The sequence below is a fragment of the Streptomyces sp. NPDC007164 genome, from assembly GCF_040634135.1.
Classification (GTDB): domain Bacteria; phylum Actinomycetota; class Actinomycetes; order Streptomycetales; family Streptomycetaceae; genus Streptomyces; species Streptomyces sanglieri.
Genome location: NZ_JBEYFB010000010.1, coordinates 24,592 through 40,450, shown reverse-complemented (window position 1 = coordinate 40,450; position 15,859 = coordinate 24,592). Strand labels below are relative to the sequence as shown.

At 70.0% G+C, this 15,859-nt stretch carries 13 protein-coding genes; 7 read left to right on the top strand and 6 right to left on the bottom strand.

From position 1 onward, the window contains the following. Nucleotides 1-187: 187 nt before the first annotated feature. Entirely contained in the window at nucleotides 188-1,381 is a 1,194-nt protein-coding gene (locus ABZ622_RS15785) for an RtcB family protein (protein WP_266492657.1), read from the bottom strand. Between the two features lie 170 nt (nucleotides 1,382-1,551). Between ABZ622_RS15785 and ABZ622_RS15780 the strand changes: the two genes are divergently transcribed. The 3 genes from ABZ622_RS15780 to ABZ622_RS15770 all read left to right on the top strand — a co-directional run bounded on the left by ABZ622_RS15780 (nucleotide 1,552) and on the right by ABZ622_RS15770 (nucleotide 5,287). Beyond that, entirely contained in the window at nucleotides 1,552-2,481 is a 930-nt protein-coding gene (locus tag ABZ622_RS15780) for a DUF3558 domain-containing protein (protein ID WP_360543363.1), read from the top strand. 263 nt (nucleotides 2,482-2,744) lie between these two features. Next, entirely contained in the window at nucleotides 2,745-3,608 is an 864-nt protein-coding gene (locus tag ABZ622_RS15775) for a DUF3558 family protein (protein ID WP_360543361.1), read from the top strand. A 209-nt stretch (nucleotides 3,609-3,817) separates the two neighbouring features. After that, a complete protein-coding gene (locus tag ABZ622_RS15770) occupies nucleotides 3,818-5,287 on the top strand; it encodes a DUF2637 domain-containing protein (protein ID WP_360543359.1) in 1,470 nt (489 codons plus the stop codon). A 90-nt stretch (nucleotides 5,288-5,377) separates the two neighbouring features. On the opposite strand, the gene lysS is transcribed toward ABZ622_RS15770, so the two are convergent. Further along, complete coding sequence (gene lysS / locus ABZ622_RS15765) at nucleotides 5,378-7,141, bottom strand: lysine--tRNA ligase (RefSeq protein WP_360543357.1); 1,764 nt, start codon at nucleotides 7,139-7,141, stop codon at nucleotides 5,378-5,380. A 158-nt stretch (nucleotides 7,142-7,299) separates the two neighbouring features. On the opposite strand from lysS, the gene argS reads away from it, so the two are divergent. Then, nucleotides 7,300-9,072 carry an arginine--tRNA ligase gene (argS, locus tag ABZ622_RS15760; protein ID WP_360543634.1) on the top strand — a complete coding sequence of 591 codons (1,773 nt, stop codon included), beginning with the start codon at nucleotides 7,300-7,302 and terminating at the stop codon, nucleotides 9,070-9,072. A gap of 135 nt (nucleotides 9,073-9,207) precedes the next feature. Here argS and ABZ622_RS15755 read toward each other — a convergent pair whose 3' ends face one another. Then, complete coding sequence (locus tag ABZ622_RS15755) at nucleotides 9,208-10,656, bottom strand: helix-turn-helix transcriptional regulator (RefSeq protein ID WP_360543355.1); 1,449 nt, start codon at nucleotides 10,654-10,656, stop codon at nucleotides 9,208-9,210. Between the two features lie 311 nt (nucleotides 10,657-10,967). Between ABZ622_RS15755 and ABZ622_RS15750 the strand changes: the two genes are divergently transcribed. Continuing rightward, complete coding sequence (locus tag ABZ622_RS15750; protein WP_360543353.1) at nucleotides 10,968-11,699, top strand: DUF4232 domain-containing protein; 732 nt, start codon at nucleotides 10,968-10,970, stop codon at nucleotides 11,697-11,699. 101 nt (nucleotides 11,700-11,800) lie between these two features. Here the strand turns inward: ABZ622_RS15750 and ABZ622_RS15745 are convergent, their stop codons facing one another. Continuing rightward, the gene (locus ABZ622_RS15745; protein ID WP_360543351.1) at nucleotides 11,801-13,000 is read right to left on the bottom strand and encodes a serine hydrolase domain-containing protein; all 1,200 of its coding nucleotides are present in this window, start codon (nucleotides 12,998-13,000) and stop codon (nucleotides 11,801-11,803) included. Nucleotides 13,001-13,362: 362 nt separating this feature from the next. On the opposite strand from ABZ622_RS15745, the gene ABZ622_RS15740 reads away from it, so the two are divergent. Next, nucleotides 13,363-13,818 carry a hypothetical protein gene (locus ABZ622_RS15740; RefSeq protein ID WP_360543349.1) on the top strand — a complete coding sequence of 152 codons (456 nt, stop codon included), beginning with the start codon at nucleotides 13,363-13,365 and terminating at the stop codon, nucleotides 13,816-13,818. A 36-nt stretch (nucleotides 13,819-13,854) separates the two neighbouring features. On the opposite strand, the gene ABZ622_RS15735 is transcribed toward ABZ622_RS15740, so the two are convergent. Next, the gene (locus ABZ622_RS15735) at nucleotides 13,855-14,472 is read right to left on the bottom strand and encodes a GNAT family N-acetyltransferase (RefSeq protein WP_360543347.1); all 618 of its coding nucleotides are present in this window, start codon (nucleotides 14,470-14,472) and stop codon (nucleotides 13,855-13,857) included. A 41-nt stretch (nucleotides 14,473-14,513) separates the two neighbouring features. Further along, nucleotides 14,514-14,981 carry a hypothetical protein gene (locus tag ABZ622_RS15730; RefSeq protein WP_360543345.1) on the bottom strand — a complete coding sequence of 156 codons (468 nt, stop codon included), beginning with the start codon at nucleotides 14,979-14,981 and terminating at the stop codon, nucleotides 14,514-14,516. A 67-nt stretch (nucleotides 14,982-15,048) separates the two neighbouring features. Between ABZ622_RS15730 and ABZ622_RS15725 the strand changes: the two genes are divergently transcribed. Next, the gene (locus tag ABZ622_RS15725) at nucleotides 15,049-15,852 is read left to right on the top strand and encodes a HEAT repeat domain-containing protein (protein ID WP_360543343.1); all 804 of its coding nucleotides are present in this window, start codon (nucleotides 15,049-15,051) and stop codon (nucleotides 15,850-15,852) included. Nucleotides 15,853-15,859: the final 7 nt, after the last annotated feature.

The window sequence follows — 15,859 nt, the reverse complement described above, 5'->3', positions numbered from 1 at the left end:
CGAGCAACACCGGGGCGAACCGGACGCGGCCGGGGCCGAGCAACACCGGAACGAACCGGACCAGACCGGACAGGAAGCAGCCGGACAGAAAGGGGCCCGGGACACACCCACCCGCGTCCCGGGCCCCTCCGCCCACCGCGCGCGAAGAACCAACGAAGAACCAACGACGAATCGATGTAGAACCGATTCAGCCCTTCACGCACACGATCTGCTTGAGCTTGGCGACGACCTCCACCAGGTCCCGCTGCTGCTCGATGACCTTCTCGATCGGCTTGTACGCGGCCGGAATCTCGTCCACGACGCCGGAGTCCTTACGGCACTCCACGCCCCGCGTCTGGTCCTCCAGATCACGCGTCGAGAAGCGTCGCTTCGCGGCGTTCCGGCTCATCTTCCGACCGGCGCCGTGCGAGGCCGAGTTGAAAGACTTCTCGTTCCCGAGGCCCTTCACGATGTACGAACCCGTGCCCATCGACCCCGGAATGATCCCGAAGTCCCCGGACCCCGCGCGGATCGCACCCTTACGCGTGACCAGCAGGTCCATGCCCTCGTACCGCTCCTCCGCCACGTAGTTGTGGTGGCAGGAGATGACCGGTTCGAAGGTCACCTTGGCCTTCTTGAACTCCTTGCGGACCACGTTCTGGAAGAGCGCCATCATGATGGCCCGGTTGTGCTTCGCGTACTCCTGCGCCCAGAACAGGTCGTTCCGGTACGCCGCCATCTCCGGGGTGTCGGCGATGAACACCGCCAGATCCCGGTCGATCAGGTCCTGGTTGTGCGGCAGCTTCTGCGCCTGCCCGATGTGGAAGTCGGCCAGCTCCTTGCCGATGTTCCGCGATCCGGAGTGCAGCATCAGCCAGACCGAACCCGCCTCGTCGAGGCAGAACTCGATGAAGTGGTTGCCCGATCCGAGCGTCCCCATCTGCTTCGTGGCACGTTCCTGACGGAACTTGACCGCGTCGGCCACCCCGTCGAACCGTCCCCAGAAGTCGTCCCAGCCCGGCGCCCGGAAGCCGTACAACCCGTCCGGCTCCACGGCGTCGTCGTGCATGCCCCGGCCCACCGGAATGGCCTGCTCGATGCTCGACCGCAGCCGGGACAGGTCGCCCGGCAGGTCATTGGCCGTCAGCGAGGTCTTCACCGCGGACATTCCGCAGCCGATGTCCACACCGACCGCCGCCGGACAGACCGCACCGTGCATCGCGATCACCGAACCGACCGTCGCGCCCTTGCCGAAATGGACGTCCGGCATGACGGCGAGACCCTTGATCCAGGGCAGCGTGGCCACATTGCGCAGCTGCCGCATCGCGACGTCCTCGACCGAGGCCGGGTCGGCCCACATGCGGATGGGAACCTTCGCCCCCGGCACCTCTACATAAGACATAGTTCCTCGATTCCCCCGAAAAGTCTGAAAGCGCAAAACCGGTGCCAAGGTCGGCAAATGAGTCGGTCGACCGGCATTCACAGCGGCGCGTGCGATACACATTGTGTCCACCGGTCGCCATCGGGCGGCAACCGTTTTTCGCACGAAGGGAGCCCAGGACCGTGCGACGAATGGCCTTCGTAACCGGCACCGCGCTACTGGCAGCGCTCGTCGTCGGCTGCAGCGCCGACTCCGGAACCGGTGGTTCCGCAGCCGACGGCAAGCCCGGCGAGGAGACCGTCGCCGCCGCGGCACCCGGCAAGTACCGCACCCTTCCCGAGCCTTGCCGCGCCGTCGAGACCTCGACACTGAAGGACCTGCTTCCGGGCGCCGCCGAACTCACCGAGGAACAGCAGCAGAAGGTGTACGAGGGCACCGCCTCCGTCACCTACAACACCGATCGCCGGGTCGGCTGCAACTGGAAGTCCGAGGACCCTTCCTCCTCGCACACCCTGTCCATCGACTTCGAGCGCGTCGTGTCCTACGACCCCGCGGTGAGCGACGACGACCGCGCCCGCGAGGTGTACACGAAGCAGGAGACCGCCGCCGGGCTGTCCTCCCCCTCCGCGACCCCCGACGTCGCGAAGAGCACGGAGAACGCGGCGGACGAGGACACGGACAAGGACGAAGACAAGAGCACGGAGAAGGACAAGGGCAAGGACAAGGAAGCCGGGAAGGGCAAGGACGGGAAGGAGCAGACGCCCGCCGCCTCCGACGACGCCTCCGACCCCACCTCGCACGCCCTGACCGGCCCCACCACCGAGGACGACAGCACCGACGGCGAGAACACCGACGACGGCACCGGCACCCCGGACGAGAGCCTCCAGCCGCGCGTTCTCGACGACCTCGGCGACAGCGCATTTCTGGATGATCTGCCCACCCGGGCAGGTTCCACCGCACAGCACCGCACGGTGAAGGTGGTATTCCGCACATCGAACGTCATCGTGACCGTCGAGTACGCCGAGCAGCCGACCGTCTCCACCGTGGTCCCCGACAGCAAGGAACTGCAGGAGAAGGCCCAGGCACTGGCCCGGAAGCTGGTCGAGAAGTTCAGCGAATGACCCGTCCCGGGCACCCCTGACCCACGTCCTCCCCGACCACCGGGCCCCCGGCCGAGGCGGCATCCGGTCGCAGTCCGTCGTACCGTGGCCCTCCGGAAAACCCTCCGGAGCCGCTTCCGGGACACCCTCCGGACCACCGGCCGACCGGCCGCCCGACCATGTGGCAGCCCGCCCGACCGCCCGACCGACCACGTGGCAGCCCGCCCGACCACCCGCCCGACCACCTGGCAGCCCGCCCGCCGCGCCACCCGAGTGAAGGAACCATGCACCGTTCAGCCCCGCGACTCTCCCGCATACTCGCCTGCGCCGCCGTCCCGGTGATGCTCGTCGTCGCCGGCTGCTCGTCGGACTCCGGCGACAAGAAGGAATCGGGCTCGTCCGCGTCGTCCGCATCGCCGAGCGCGAGCAAGAAGGCGGAACCGACCGTCGAGCCCGCGAAGTTCGCCGCGCTGCCCGACCCGTGCAAGTCGATCACCCAGAAGACGGTCACATCCCTGGTCCCCTCGGCGAAGTCCAAGAACGGCACGGCCGCCAGCTCCAGCGACACCGCCTCCCGCGCCGGCTGCTCCTGGAACGGCCTCGACGACAACGGTGTGAAGGGCTCCCAGTACCGCTGGCTCGACGTCGGCTTCACCCGCTTCGGGTCGGACCAGGCCCTGGGCAGCGGTGCCAAGCGCGCGCAGCAGGACTTCGCGAAGCAGGTCGACAAGGCGAAGGCGGCCGAGGGCGCCAAGAAGGTCGTCGAAGCACCCGCCGCGGGCATCGGGGACCAGGCGAGCACGATCGCCTACGACCTCAGCAAGACCGGCGAGGACTTCAAGTACGCCACGGTCGTGACCCGTACCGAGAACGTCGTCATCACCCTCACCTACAACGGTGCGGGCTACGCGGGCGCGAAGACCCCCTCCGCCGGCGACATCCTGAAGGGCGCCGAGAAGGCGGCCAAGGAAGCGGTGGCCGCGGTCGCCTCCGGCTCGGCCACACCGGGCGAGAAGGCCACGGACAAGGCGGACGACCCCAAGTCCTCGGACGGCAAGACCGACGACGACAAGTCCGACGACAGCAAGAAGTCGACGGACAAGAAGAAGACCTCCGCCCACAAGTCGTCCGTCAGGAAGACCAGCTAGCGGCGCCCGGCCCGTCCGACGGGCCGGCCGCGGCGCCGGCCCGGAGGCGGCTTCACGAAGCCCGGTGCTCCCCCGAGCACCGGGCTTCGCCCCTCCCCGCGCAATGCCCCGCGCCCCCATGTGCCAGGCTGTGCCCGCCAGAAGTCACAGCACGACGCCGACACATGACGTCGGATACGGGAAACGGGGAGGGAACGCGGGTGGCCGCGATGCAGCTGACACGCACCCACCGGATACTCATCGGTCTCGTGGTCGCCGGAGCGGTGCTCATCGCCGCGATCGGGTTCGCGGGGTCGTACGCGGCGGTGCGCGAACTCGCCCTCCAGAAGGGCTTCGGGGACTTCTCGCTGGTCTTCCCGATCGGCATCGACGCGGGCATCTGTGTCCTGCTCGCGCTGGACCTGCTGCTGACCTGGCTGCGCATCCCGTTCCCGCTGCTGCGCCAGACCGCCTGGCTGCTGACCGCCGCGACGATCGCCTTCAACGGCGCCGCGGCCTGGCCCGACCCGCTCGGCGTCGGCATGCACGCGGTCATCCCGGTGCTGTTCGTGGTCTCCGTCGAGGCCGCCCGCCACGCGGTGGGCCGGATCGCCGACATCACGGCCGACAAGCACATGGAGGGCGTCCGCCTCACCCGCTGGCTGCTCTCCCCCGTCCCGACGTTCAAGCTGTGGCGCCGGATGAAGCTCTGGGAGCTCCGCAGTTACGAGCAGGTCATCAAGCTCGAACAGGACCGGCTGATCTACCAGGCCCGCCTCCAGGCCCGCTTCGGCCGCAACTGGCGCCGCAAGGCCCCCGTCGAGTCCCTGATGCCGCTGCGCCTGGCGAAGTACGGCGTCCCGCTCGCCGAGACCGCCCCGGCCGGCCTGGCCGCCGCGGGCATCGAACCCGCCCTGCTCCCCCCGGCTCTGACCCAGGCCGAACCGGGCGAGTTCCAGCCCCAGTTGCCGTACGCCCCCGAGCAGCAGTACGCCCAGCAGTACGAACAGGGCCACGACCAGCAGGAACACCACCAGCAACAACAACACCAGCAGGCCCGACAGCAACAACAGCAACAGCGCCCGCAGCACAGCCACCCCTCCGGCCCCGGCGCCGCCGAGGAGTGGCCCCAGGACTGGCCCCAGGACTGGGCCCAGGAAGGGCCCGGCTCGCACGAGAGCCCCTGGTTCGCGGCGCCCCAGGTCCCGGACGAGGCGTACGAGAGCGCCTACAACCCGACGTACGTCGAGGGCCTGGAGCCGACCCCGGTGATGGTCCCCACGGGCCCCGGCGGCCGCACCCGCCCCCTGGGCAGCGTGGGTACGATCGGCGCCGTTCCCGGCCCCCGCACCGCGCAGCACCAGCAGCAGCAGGAACAGGGGCAGGAACAGCCCCAGCAGAACCACGAGGCCCAGGAACAACTCCAGGAACAGCTCCAACTCCAGGAGCAGCCCCAGGAGCCCGAGCCGGACCCCGCCGAGTGGGCGCAGGAGGACGCGGAGTTCGCCGTGATCGCGTACGAGGTGTTCGCCGCGTTCGTGAACCAGCACAACGACTTCCCGAGCGTCGACGCCCTGGACATACACGTCACGGACGGCCACAACGTCAGGCACCCGCGCAGCGCGGCACTGATCCGCCGCATGATGCCGGAGTTCAAGAACCGCTACCACGCCGAACTCGAAGCGGACCACATCGCCTGAGAGCCGCAGCGACGCCGAAGGGCCGCCACCCGATCCACCGGGTGACGGCCCTTACGTGATCAACAGACCGGAATGAACCGGAACCAACCGCTACGCGCCCAGCAGCCCGCGCACCCGGTCGGCGCCCACGGCCAGCAGCAGCGTGGGCAGCCGCGGCCCGGTGTCCCGGCTGACCAGCAGCCGGTACAGCAGCGCGAAGAACGACCGCTGCGCGACCTTCAGCTCGGGCGTCGGCTTGGCGTCCGGCTCCAGGCCCGCCAGGATCTTCGGCACGCCGTAGACGAGCGTGGTGAGCCCGTCCAGCGACCAGTGCGAGTCCAGCCCCTCCACGAGCAGCCGCAGCGACCGGCGGCCCTGCTCGTCCAGCGAACCGAGCAGCTCCTTGTCCGGCTCGTCGCGCACGATCGTGCGGGCCTCGGCCGGGACCTGGTTGGTGATCCAGTTCTCCGCTCGGTCCAGCCGCGGCCGCGCCTCGTCCAGCGAGGTCAGCGGGTTCTCCGGGTCCAGCTCGCTCAGGATGCGCAGCGTCTGCTCGTCGTGCCCGGCCGTGATGTCGACGACCGAGGCGAGCGTCCGGTACGGCAGCGGGCGCGGCGTGCTCGGCAGCTCACCGGCGGCCGTACCGATGGCCCGCGCGTACGCGGCGGCGTCGGCCGGCAGCACCGAGCCGTCGGCGACCTTGCGCGCCAGCGAGTCCCACTCGTCGTAGAGCCGCTGGATCTCCTGGTCGAAGGCGATCTTGAAGGACTGGTTGGGCTTGCGGCGCGCGTACAGCCAGCGCAGCAGCGGCGCCTCCATGATCTTCAGCGCGTCGGCCGGGGTCGGCACGCCGCCCTTGCTGGAGGACATCTTCGCCATGCCGGAGATGCCGACGAAGGCGTACATCGGGCCGATCGGCTGCACCCCGTCGAAGATCTCGCGGACGATCTGGCCGCCGACGACGAACGACGAGCCCGGCGAGGAGTGGTCCACCCCGCTCGGCTCGAAGATCACGCCCTCGTACGCCCAGCGCATCGGCCAGTCGACCTTCCAGACCAGCTTGCCGCGGTTGAACTCGCTCAGCCGCACCGTCTCGGCGAAGCCGCAGGCCGTGCAGGTGTAGTTCAGCTCGGTGCTGTCGTCGTCGTACGACGTGACGGTGGTGAGGTCCTTCTCGCAGTTGCCGCAGTAGGGCTTGTACGGGAAGTAGCCGGACGAGCCGCCGCTGCCGTCGTCCTCGCTCGCCGCGCCGGAGCCCGCCTCGGCCTCCAGCTCGGCCTCGTCGACCTTCTTCTGCTGCGGCTTCTTGCCGCCCTTGGCGCCCGCGGCCGCCGGGTCCTTCTTCGTCCGGTACCGGTCGAGGACGGCGTCGATGTCGGCGCGGTGCTTCATCGCGTGCAGGATCTGCTCGCGATAGGTGCCCGCCGTGTACTGCTCGGTCTGGCTGATGCCGTCGTACTCGACACCCAGCTCGTCCAGCGCGGCGGTCATGGCGGCCTTGAAGTGCTCGGCCCAGTTCGAGTACGCGGACCCGGCCGGGGCGGGCACCGAGGTCAGCGGCTTGCCGATGTGCTCGGCCCAGGACTCGTCGACGCCCGGGACACCGTTCGGCACCTTGCGGTACCGGTCGTAGTCGTCCCACGAGATCAGGTGCCGGACGGTGTACCCCCGGCGGCGGATCTCGTCGGCGACCAGGTGCGGGGTCATGACCTCGCGGAGGTTGCCCAGGTGGATCGGGCCCGACGGGGAGAGGCCGGACGCGACGACGACCGGTTTGCCAGGCGCACGACGCTCCGATTCGGCGATGACATCGTCCGCGAAGCGGGAGACCCAGTCGGTCTCTGTGCTGCTCTGACTCTGAGCCACGGTCTGCACGTCCTTCTCTCTTGTAGGACTCGTAGGAAACACCCTTGTGGGACTCATAGGGGCACCGCCCATTCTCCCAGGTCCCACCGGCAGCGCGAAAACGGCTTTGCACCCCGTGGGATACTGGGCGTGATCCCTTGTACTCCTACGGAAACGGCAGCCAGCTCATGGCCTCGGTCAATTCCCTCGCTTCCACGCTCCAGCAGCAGCTCGCGGACGCCCTGACGGCAGCCCTGCCGGATGCCGGCACCGCGGACCCGCTGCTGCGACGAAGCGACCGGGCCGACTTCCAGGCCAACGGCATCCTGGCCCTCGCCAAGAAGCTCAAGGGCAACCCCCGCGAGCTCGCCTCGCAGGTCACCGCCGCGATCCCGGCGGGCGGCCTGATCAAGGAGATCGAGGTCTCCGGCCCCGGATTCCTCAACATCACGCTCACCGACAAGGCGATCATCGAGACCCTCGCCGCGCGCGCCGCGGACGACGAGGGCCGGCTCGGGGTGCCGTACAACAGCGCCGCGGGCACGACCGTCGTCGACTACGCCCAGCCGAACGTGGCCAAGGAGATGCACGTCGGCCACCTGCGCTCCGCGGTGATCGGTGACGCGATGGTGCAGATCCTGGAGTTCACGGGCGAGTCCGTGGTCCGCAGGCACCACATCGGCGACTGGGGCACCCAGTTCGGCATGCTCATCCAGTACCTGACCGAGCACCCGGGCGAGCTGACCCACGAGGGCGACGGCGGCGAGGTGGACGGCGAAGCCGCCATGTCCTCGCTGAACCGGCTCTACAAGGCCTCGCGCGCGCTCTTCGACTCGGACGAGGAGTTCAAGGCCCGCTCCCGGGACCGCGTCGTGGCGCTCCAGGCCGGTGACGCGGAGACGCTCGCCATGTGGCAGCGCTTCGTCGACGAGTCGAAGATCTACTTCTACTCGGTCTTCAACAAGCTCGACATGGAGATCCGGGACGCCGACATCGTCGGCGAGTCCGGCTACAACGACATGCTTGAGGAGACCTGCCGGATCCTTGAGGAGTCGGGCGTCGCCGTCCGCTCCGAGGGTGCACTCTGCGTCTTCTTCGACGACGTGAAGGGCCCGGACGGCAACCCGACGCCGCTGATCGTCAAGAAGTCGAACGACGGCTACGGCTACGCGGCGACCGACCTCTCCGCGATCCGCGACCGGGTGCGGAACCTCAAGGCGGACACCCTGCTGTACGTCGTGGACGCCCGGCAGGCCCTGCACTTCAAGATGGTCTTCGAGACCGCCCGCCGGGCCGGCTGGCTGAACGAGGACGTCAAGGCCGTCCAGCTCGCCTTCGGCACAGTGCTCGGCAAGGACGGCAAGCCGTTCAAGACCCGTGAGGGCGAGACGGTCCGGCTGGTCGACCTCCTCGACGAGGCGATCGACCGGGCCTCCACCGTCGTGCGCGAGAAGGCCAAGGACCTCACCGAGGACGAGATCACCGAGCGCGCCACGCAGGTCGGCATCGGCGCGGTGAAGTACGCGGACCTGTCGACGTCGGCCGCCCGCGACTACAAGTTCGACCTGGACCAGATGGTCTCGCTGACCGGCGACACCAGCGTGTACATCCAGTACGCCCACGCCCGGTCCCGCTCCATCAAGCGCAAGGCGGGCGAGCTGAAGTCCCAGCCCCACCCGGAGCTGGAGCTGGCCCCGGCCGAGCGCGCGCTGGCCCTGCACCTGGACCAGTTCGCCGAGGTCCTGGCCGAGGTCGCCACCGCGTACGAGCCGCACAAGCTGGCCTCGTACCTCTACCAGCTGTCGTCGCTCTTCACGACGTTCTACGACCAGTGCCCGGTGCTGAAGCCCGAGGTCCCCGGCAATGTGGCCGAGAACCGCCTCTTCCTCTCGGACCTCACCGCCCGCACCCTGCACCAGGGCATGGAGCTGCTCGGCATCCGGACCCCCGAGCGCCTCTGACCCCCGAGCGCCTCCGGCCGGGACGCCGGCCGGTCGTCCGTACGGACTCCGTACGCACCGGCCCGGTGGCCGTGACCACGAGGGACGCCAGGGTCTTTCGTTCGGATCAGCCAGGCATGATCCAAACGAGAGGCCCTAGTCCCACTCCTTGGGCACCCACTGGGCCGTGTCGTACCGGTACATGTACTTCGGCCGTGCCTGGATGCTGCTGGTACGGAAGGGCTTCCCGCCGTCGTCGATGCGCAGCATCCCTGTCCGGCCGCCGCTGCTCCACTCCAGGTCCAGGTACCAGCTGACGTCGTGCCCTTCGACGTGGACCTTGAGGTCGAACACCTCCACGTCGGTGGAGGACACCTGGAACGGGAAGTCCTTCGGCGGCACCCGTGTCTCCCCCTGCTGCCCCGCCACCGGGGTGAGGTTCGGCCGGGTGTCGTCGAGGTCGACATCGAAGGACTGCGGAGTCACACCGCTCCCGCAGCCCTCGCCCATGGAGTACGCCGACCACGCCAGCGGCGCCTTCCGGGACAGCGTCCGCACATGCAGTCCGTTCAGCACGACGGGCAGGCCCGACTTCCCCTGCACGGTGACTTCGAGCTGCATGCTGCCGCCGTCCACCCCGCCGAGCGTCTTGGCCCAGCCCCGGGTGCCCTGCGGCGAGGGCGGCGGAGGGACATCCTCCGGCTTCTGGTCCAGTACGTAGTGCTGGCCGCAGGGCTCTTCCCAGTTGTACGAGCTGATCGTGGCGCTCAGCGGCACGCCCCCGCTCTGCTGCCCACCCGGCCCGGCTCCGGTGCCGCGCTTCCCGGACGTGGCGGAGGCGCCGCCGGACGGCGGGGACGAGACGGTCGCCGAGCCGGACGGTACGGTCTTGCCCGACTTCTTCGTCCCGCTGGGCGAGGCAGTGATGCTCGGGTCGAGGCCGGACCGGGCGCGCGCGTCGTCGTCCGGGCCCTTCGCGTCCACGGCGGGGAGGTTGCTGAGATCGTCCTTGTCCGAGCCCGACAGATTGCTGACGACGATCGAGGTCGGCACGGTCAGCGCGACGACGGCGACGGCCGCGAGCAGCACCCGCATCCGTGCGGAGGCCAGGAACCGCCGGGGCCGGCTCGGCCCACCGGCCAGAATCATGGGTTCGGGTTCGGGTTCGGGTTCGGGTTCGGGTTCGGGTTCGGGCTCGGACACGGACACGGACACGGACACGGACACGGGCGTACTCCCGGACGCATCGCAACCGGCTCCGGCCCCGGCCCCGGCCCCGGAATCCGCATCCCGCACCGGCTCTTCAGAAGCAGGAACAGGAGCAGGAACAGCCGCAGGAGCAGCCTGGGCAGGGCGCCGCCGCGCCGCATCCGCCACGATCCACCGCCGGTGCAGCTCCACCAGCTCTTCCGAAGTCGCCGCACACAACCGCGCCAGCCGCTCCACCGGGGCGTACTCGTTCGGCACCGCGTCACCGTTGCAGTAACGGTGCAGCGTCGACGTGCTGACGTGCAGTCTCCCGGCGAGCACCCCGTAACTGCGTCCCGAACGTTCCTTCAGTTCCTTCAGCAGAGCCGCGAATTCCCCGGCCTCCGGCGTCACCACTGCGGCGTTCCCCCTCCTGGTTCGTCCCGGAACGCCGTTCCAGGGACGTGGAATCTGCCCAGGTCACAGTACGCGCAGCCATTCCAGCATCCCCAATGGGCTGTTCGGCGTTGCGGCCGGAATCCGTCACCCCGCAATCTGTGAACACACCGCAGCGACCACCGGGACAACGCAGTGCGAATCCACTTCCGCATCGAGCCCATCGATGCCGTGGCCATCGGAGTGGTGATCGTGTCCACCGCGATCGTCATGTTCCTGATCTGCCACAACTGACCGAACACCATCACCAGCACACGGGGAGTACCAGCACCATGCGCAACCACATCCGCACCACCGCCCTCGCCGCGACCGCCCTCCTGGCCGCCCTCTCGCTCACCGCCTGCGGCGGCAACGAGAACGGCAACGACGGCAAGACCGACGCGGCGGCTCCGGCAGCGAGCAGCACCGTCACCCCCGACACGGGCAAGGACGCCGAGGACGCGAAGGGGACCGGCGGCGGCAAGACCGACGCGCCCGCCGAGAACGTCTCCACCGCGTCCAAGGGCTCCACCGGCGGCAGCGGCAGCGGCAGCAGCAGCAGCGGGAAGAGCGGCTCCGGCACCACCGGGAGCGGCAGCAAGTCCCCCGTCACCTGCACCGGCTCGAACACCAAGGTCACCGTCACCAAGGTGAGCCGCCCCATCAACCACCTGCTGCTCACCGCGACCAACACCGGTTCCGCCCCCTGCTACGCGTACCACGCTCCGGCGCTCCGGTTCGACGACGCCCAGGCCGCCTTCCCGGTCCTCCGCGACAGCATCCCGCAGGCCGTGGTCACCCTTGAGCCGGGCCAGTCCGCCTACGCCGCGATCGGACTGTCCGGTGAGCCCGACGGGCAGGAACTGCACAAGGGCACCCACCTCTCGGTGTACTTCACCGGCAAGGCCAACCAGGGCTCCACGGGCGCCGCGGCCGAGCTGACGCTCCCCGCCGGCACGTCATGGGGCGACAACGGCTTCGTCACCTACTGGCAGAGCGAAATGGCCGACGCCCTCACGTTCTGATCCTCCGGTGTCCGGCCTCGGCGAAGGCGGCGAGCCCGGTAGCCGGGTACCACGCCGGACCGCGCGGGACCACGTTGCCGCCCCACCCCACCGCGGGCACGCTACCGGTGGGCGGAGGGGCGGCCCGCGGAGAGCGCCGTCCGGATGACCATCTCGATGTCATCGCTCTGGGCGTCCGAGCCTCCCGGGCCGAGATTGACCATGACCGTCGCCCTTCTGCCGTCGACCGTGGCACCGGCCATCGTCTCGTACCCCAGGAAGTCACCGGTGTGCCCCCAGTAGAGACCGCCGCCGGGCAGCGGCCTGCTCTCCAGGCCGAGGCCGTACGCACGGCCGTCCTTGCCGCCGGTGCACCGGGTCTTCATCATTTCCCGGAGCTCGGCCGGGCGCAGCAGGTCGCCGCGGAGGAGAGCGCCCAGGAACCGGTTGAGGTCGGTGCCGCTGGAGATCATCCCGCCGGCCGCGCCGCCGACGGACGGGTCGACCTTCGTGATGTCCAGGAGCGGCGCGTCCTTGCCGGGCTGCGCGTACCCGCGCGGGTGCGGGCCGGGGATCGCCGAGCCGCGCGGCATGTACGTCTCGTGCAGGTGCAGCGGTTCGATGATGCGCTCGCGGACCTCCTCGGCGTACGTGTTGCCGGTCACCTTCTCGATGATCAGGCCGGCGAGCAGGTAGTTCGTGTTGGAGTAGTCCCAGCCGGTGCCCGGCTCGAAGACCCGGGGGTGTTTGAGCGCCAGGGCCACGAGATCGCGGGGGTCATGGCGGACCAGCGGGTTGGCGACGACTTCCTGCGGCTTGAGGTGGTCGAGGAAATCGGGCAGGCCGCTGGTGTGCTGGAGCAGCTGACGGACGGTGATCTGCCGTCCGTCGTTGCCGTGTCCGCGGACGACGCCGGGCAGGTAGCGCTCCACCGGAGCGTCGAGGCGGACGCGATGCTCTCCCACCAGTTGGAGCATGGCCGTCGCCGTGAACATCTTGGTCATGCTGCCGATCCGGAATCTGCTGTCGCGATGAACCGGCGTGTGGCTCTCCACATTCGCGACGCCACTGGTCAGCACCGTGCTGCCGCGCCGGTCCCGCACCTCGGCGAGGGCTCCGGGCGCGCCGTCGACGGTGGTCAGCCGCTGGAGAATCTCCTGCAGCCGGGTGCGGTCGGTGGCCGACCCATAGCCCGCGGACCCGTGGCTCGCGGACACTGCGGCGGTGGTCGTGGCGGCAGCGCTCCCCGGTAGCGCTGCTCCCCCGACGCCGAGCGCCACGGCGAGTGTGAGTGCACCGGCCGGTGCGCGCTTCTGCTTCATCACGTGTACGTCCTCAATCCTCGAAGTACTGGCCGCAGCACGTGGTCTGACGGTTCCTCACACCTCGCTGCCCTGTGCCCTCCAAGGTGCCCGGCGGGCGGGGGCCGACGCGATGGGGCGATCATCCGGATCGATGGTCGGGCTATCCCCCTGTCGCGGTGCCCGCGCCCCGGCTCCGCCGCGCAACTCATACTCCCGAAAGGGCAGTCGACCGTAGAATCGGAAAGCGGGCCCGAGGGGGAAGCGTGCGTACGAAGAGCGGTCGCATACCGCCGTCAATTCGTTGATCGACGACGACCCGGTGCGCAGCGACCGGGTCCTCCGCGCCGACAAGCTCTGGAGCTGTACGGGAGAGGGCTGCCATGTCCGAGGCGAACGACCGGGTCCGCCCCGGCGGAACAACCCGGCTCAAGTCCTTGGCCTCCATTGTCGCCGCCGCGCTCCTGGCCGCCCTCCTGCCGCTCCTGGTCGCCCTGTGGGCCGGAGACGGCGCCCGGAAACTGATCACCGGCGAGTCCGCCACCGTCCGCAGCGTCACACAGTGCGTGGAAGGCGGCCCGCAGTTGCCGGCCGCCCACTGCTACGGAACGTGGACGTTCAGGGACGGCCGCACCGCCTCCGGCAAGATCACCGGCGCCGAGGTGTCCGCCGGTGACACGATCTTCGCGGGCGGCGGCTGGGCGTACGACTCCACGTCGCCGCTCCACCGGCAGGTCTGGACACCGGTCACGATCTTCGGAGCCGGAATTGCCGTCCTGGCCGTCTCCTGGCTGAACTACCGCAAGAACCAGGGCCGTTCCACCCCTGCCCGGGGCTGAGGGACCGGCGCCGGTCCCTCAGCCCGTACGAGGGTCTCAGACGCCGTCCGGCGTCCGGGGAGCACGCCGCATGGCCCACAGCTTCGGTCCGCCGCCCGGCAGTTCCGCCTCGCCGAGCACCGTGAAGCCGAAGTGCTCGTAGAAGGGCAGGTTGTCCGGCTTGGAGGACTCCAGGTAGACCGGCAGGCCCGCCGCGTCGGCCTTGGCCAGGCCGGAGCGCAGCAGTGCCGCCCCGTGCCCCTGCCCCCGGGCGGCCGGGTCCGCGCCGACCACCGCCAGGTACCAGTGGGGCTCCTTCGGCCCGTGCTCGGCCGCCAGCTCCACCGCCTCGCGGAACAGCGGAGCCCGGTCGCCGAGGATGTCCACCAGCTCCTGGACAGTCTCCGCGTCGGGAACGGCCTTCGCCTGGCCCTCCGGCGACACCCAGAAGGCGGCCGCCGCGCCGGTGCGCTCGCACACTCCGTGGCGGACGTACTGCCGGGCGAAGATCGTGCTGAAGTAGCGGGCCATCCCCTCCTCGCGGGAGGCGTCCCCGGGGAAGAACCAGCGCATCATCGGGTCGCCGTCGAAGGCACTGGCCAGCATGCGGCCGATCTGCTCAGCATCGTCGACCGTTGCCGTTTTCGGGGTGTTCGTCATCGACATGGAGCTCATTCTGCACACTTGCTGATCAACACCGACCGGCGGGCGACCCGTCAGCCGATCCAGGTCTCCACGGACTCGGCGCTGTACGCGGGCGCCCCGAGAAAGAGGTTCGACGGAGGGCGGCCGACGGCCGCGACGTTCACGACCGCCATCCCGGCCCGCCGTCGCCCGCTGGACGTGTCCCGCCAACGCAGCCACTGCCCGGCCCTCAGCCGGCGGGCAGGAGGAGCGGTGACCCGCCGGTCCCGGTCGGCGAAGACACGTACGCCGTCGGCCTCCATCGCGAGCCGCAACGGCGTGTCGCTCTCCAGCGGGCGAAGACTGTCGAACGTACGGAAGCGCGGCACGAACCCGTTCAGCTCGTCGCACTCCACTCGGTGGACAACGGGCCCGGACACCCCCTCGGGCAGCAGGAACCCCTTCGGCACCCGGCTCCGCAGCCGGGCTCCCTCGCCGCCCCGCGACGACACGGACCACCGCACGACGATCATCTGCACGACCACGCTGCCCGCATCCACACCGCCGAGCATCCCAGAACACACACCGGCCCGGCCGGCCGCACACCCACTCGTTACCATCGCCCGCATGGCGATGTTCGTGCACCTGACACCTGCGGCGAACGCTCCACGCCTCCGCCGCTCCGGAATACGGGCCATCAGCCAGGGCCGCGCCGCCTCACTGCCACGGGGCCTCTACTGCTTCCCCGTCCTCCCCTCGTACACCCTCACCCACCAGTGGCTGCGCGAACTGTCCCGGCGCAGCGGCCCGCGCGGACTCGTCGCCGTGCACATCCGTCTGCCGGACGACGAACCCGTCACCCTGGGCCGCTACCACCGCGACCCCGCGACCGTCACGGCCGCCGAAGCCGTACGCCGGGTCGCCGCCCTGCCCGACCCGCGCGGCTGGGAGGTGTTCGTCCCCCGGGCGGTCACCAAGCGCGAGGTGCACCGCATCCGCGCGGTCAGCCAGGTCACCGGCTGGCGGTACTTCCCCGACTCGAACGGCAAGACGCCCTGCACCTGTTTCGGCTGCCGGGTGCGCGGCGAGTACGGATCGCAGCGCCTGCGGCAACGCCGACCGCACCCCCTCGACGGCCCGGCCCCCGCGAGCGCGGTCCTCATACGCCGGATCGCTGCGGCGGGCAGCCCCGGCGACTCCGAACAGCTCATCCAGACGCTCCACTGGTTCGGGATGCGCCGACGCGGCCCGGTCGACCAACTGGCCCACCTCGCGGACCACCCGGACCCGAAGGTCCGCAGAGCCCTCGTATGGGCCGTCGAGAACTGGTCGTCCCGTGGCACCACGGAACTCCTCCACCGTCTCTCCCAGGACCCGGACGCGACGGTCCGGGAGGCCGTCGAATGGACTCCGCCCGAGCCCCGGTCCTGACCCCTGC

Coding starts and splice junctions, on each gene's coding strand:
- ABZ622_RS15785 (WP_266492657.1), bottom strand. CDS start 1,381: ATGTCTTATGTAGAGGTGCCGGGGGCGAAGGTTCCCATCCGCATGTGG.
- ABZ622_RS15780 (WP_360543363.1), top strand. CDS start 1,552: ATGGCCTTCGTAACCGGCACCGCGCTACTGGCAGCGCTCGTCGTCGGC.
- ABZ622_RS15775 (WP_360543361.1), top strand. CDS start 2,745: ATGCACCGTTCAGCCCCGCGACTCTCCCGCATACTCGCCTGCGCCGCC.
- ABZ622_RS15770 (WP_360543359.1), top strand. CDS start 3,818: ATGCAGCTGACACGCACCCACCGGATACTCATCGGTCTCGTGGTCGCC.
- argS (WP_360543634.1), top strand. CDS start 7,300: ATGGCCTCGGTCAATTCCCTCGCTTCCACGCTCCAGCAGCAGCTCGCG.
- ABZ622_RS15750 (WP_360543353.1), top strand. CDS start 10,968: ATGCGCAACCACATCCGCACCACCGCCCTCGCCGCGACCGCCCTCCTG.
- ABZ622_RS15745 (WP_360543351.1), bottom strand. CDS start 13,000: ATGAAGCAGAAGCGCGCACCGGCCGGTGCACTCACACTCGCCGTGGCG.
- ABZ622_RS15740 (WP_360543349.1), top strand. CDS start 13,363: ATGTCCGAGGCGAACGACCGGGTCCGCCCCGGCGGAACAACCCGGCTC.
- ABZ622_RS15735 (WP_360543347.1), bottom strand. CDS start 14,472: ATGAGCTCCATGTCGATGACGAACACCCCGAAAACGGCAACGGTCGAC.
- ABZ622_RS15725 (WP_360543343.1), top strand. CDS start 15,049: ATGGCGATGTTCGTGCACCTGACACCTGCGGCGAACGCTCCACGCCTC.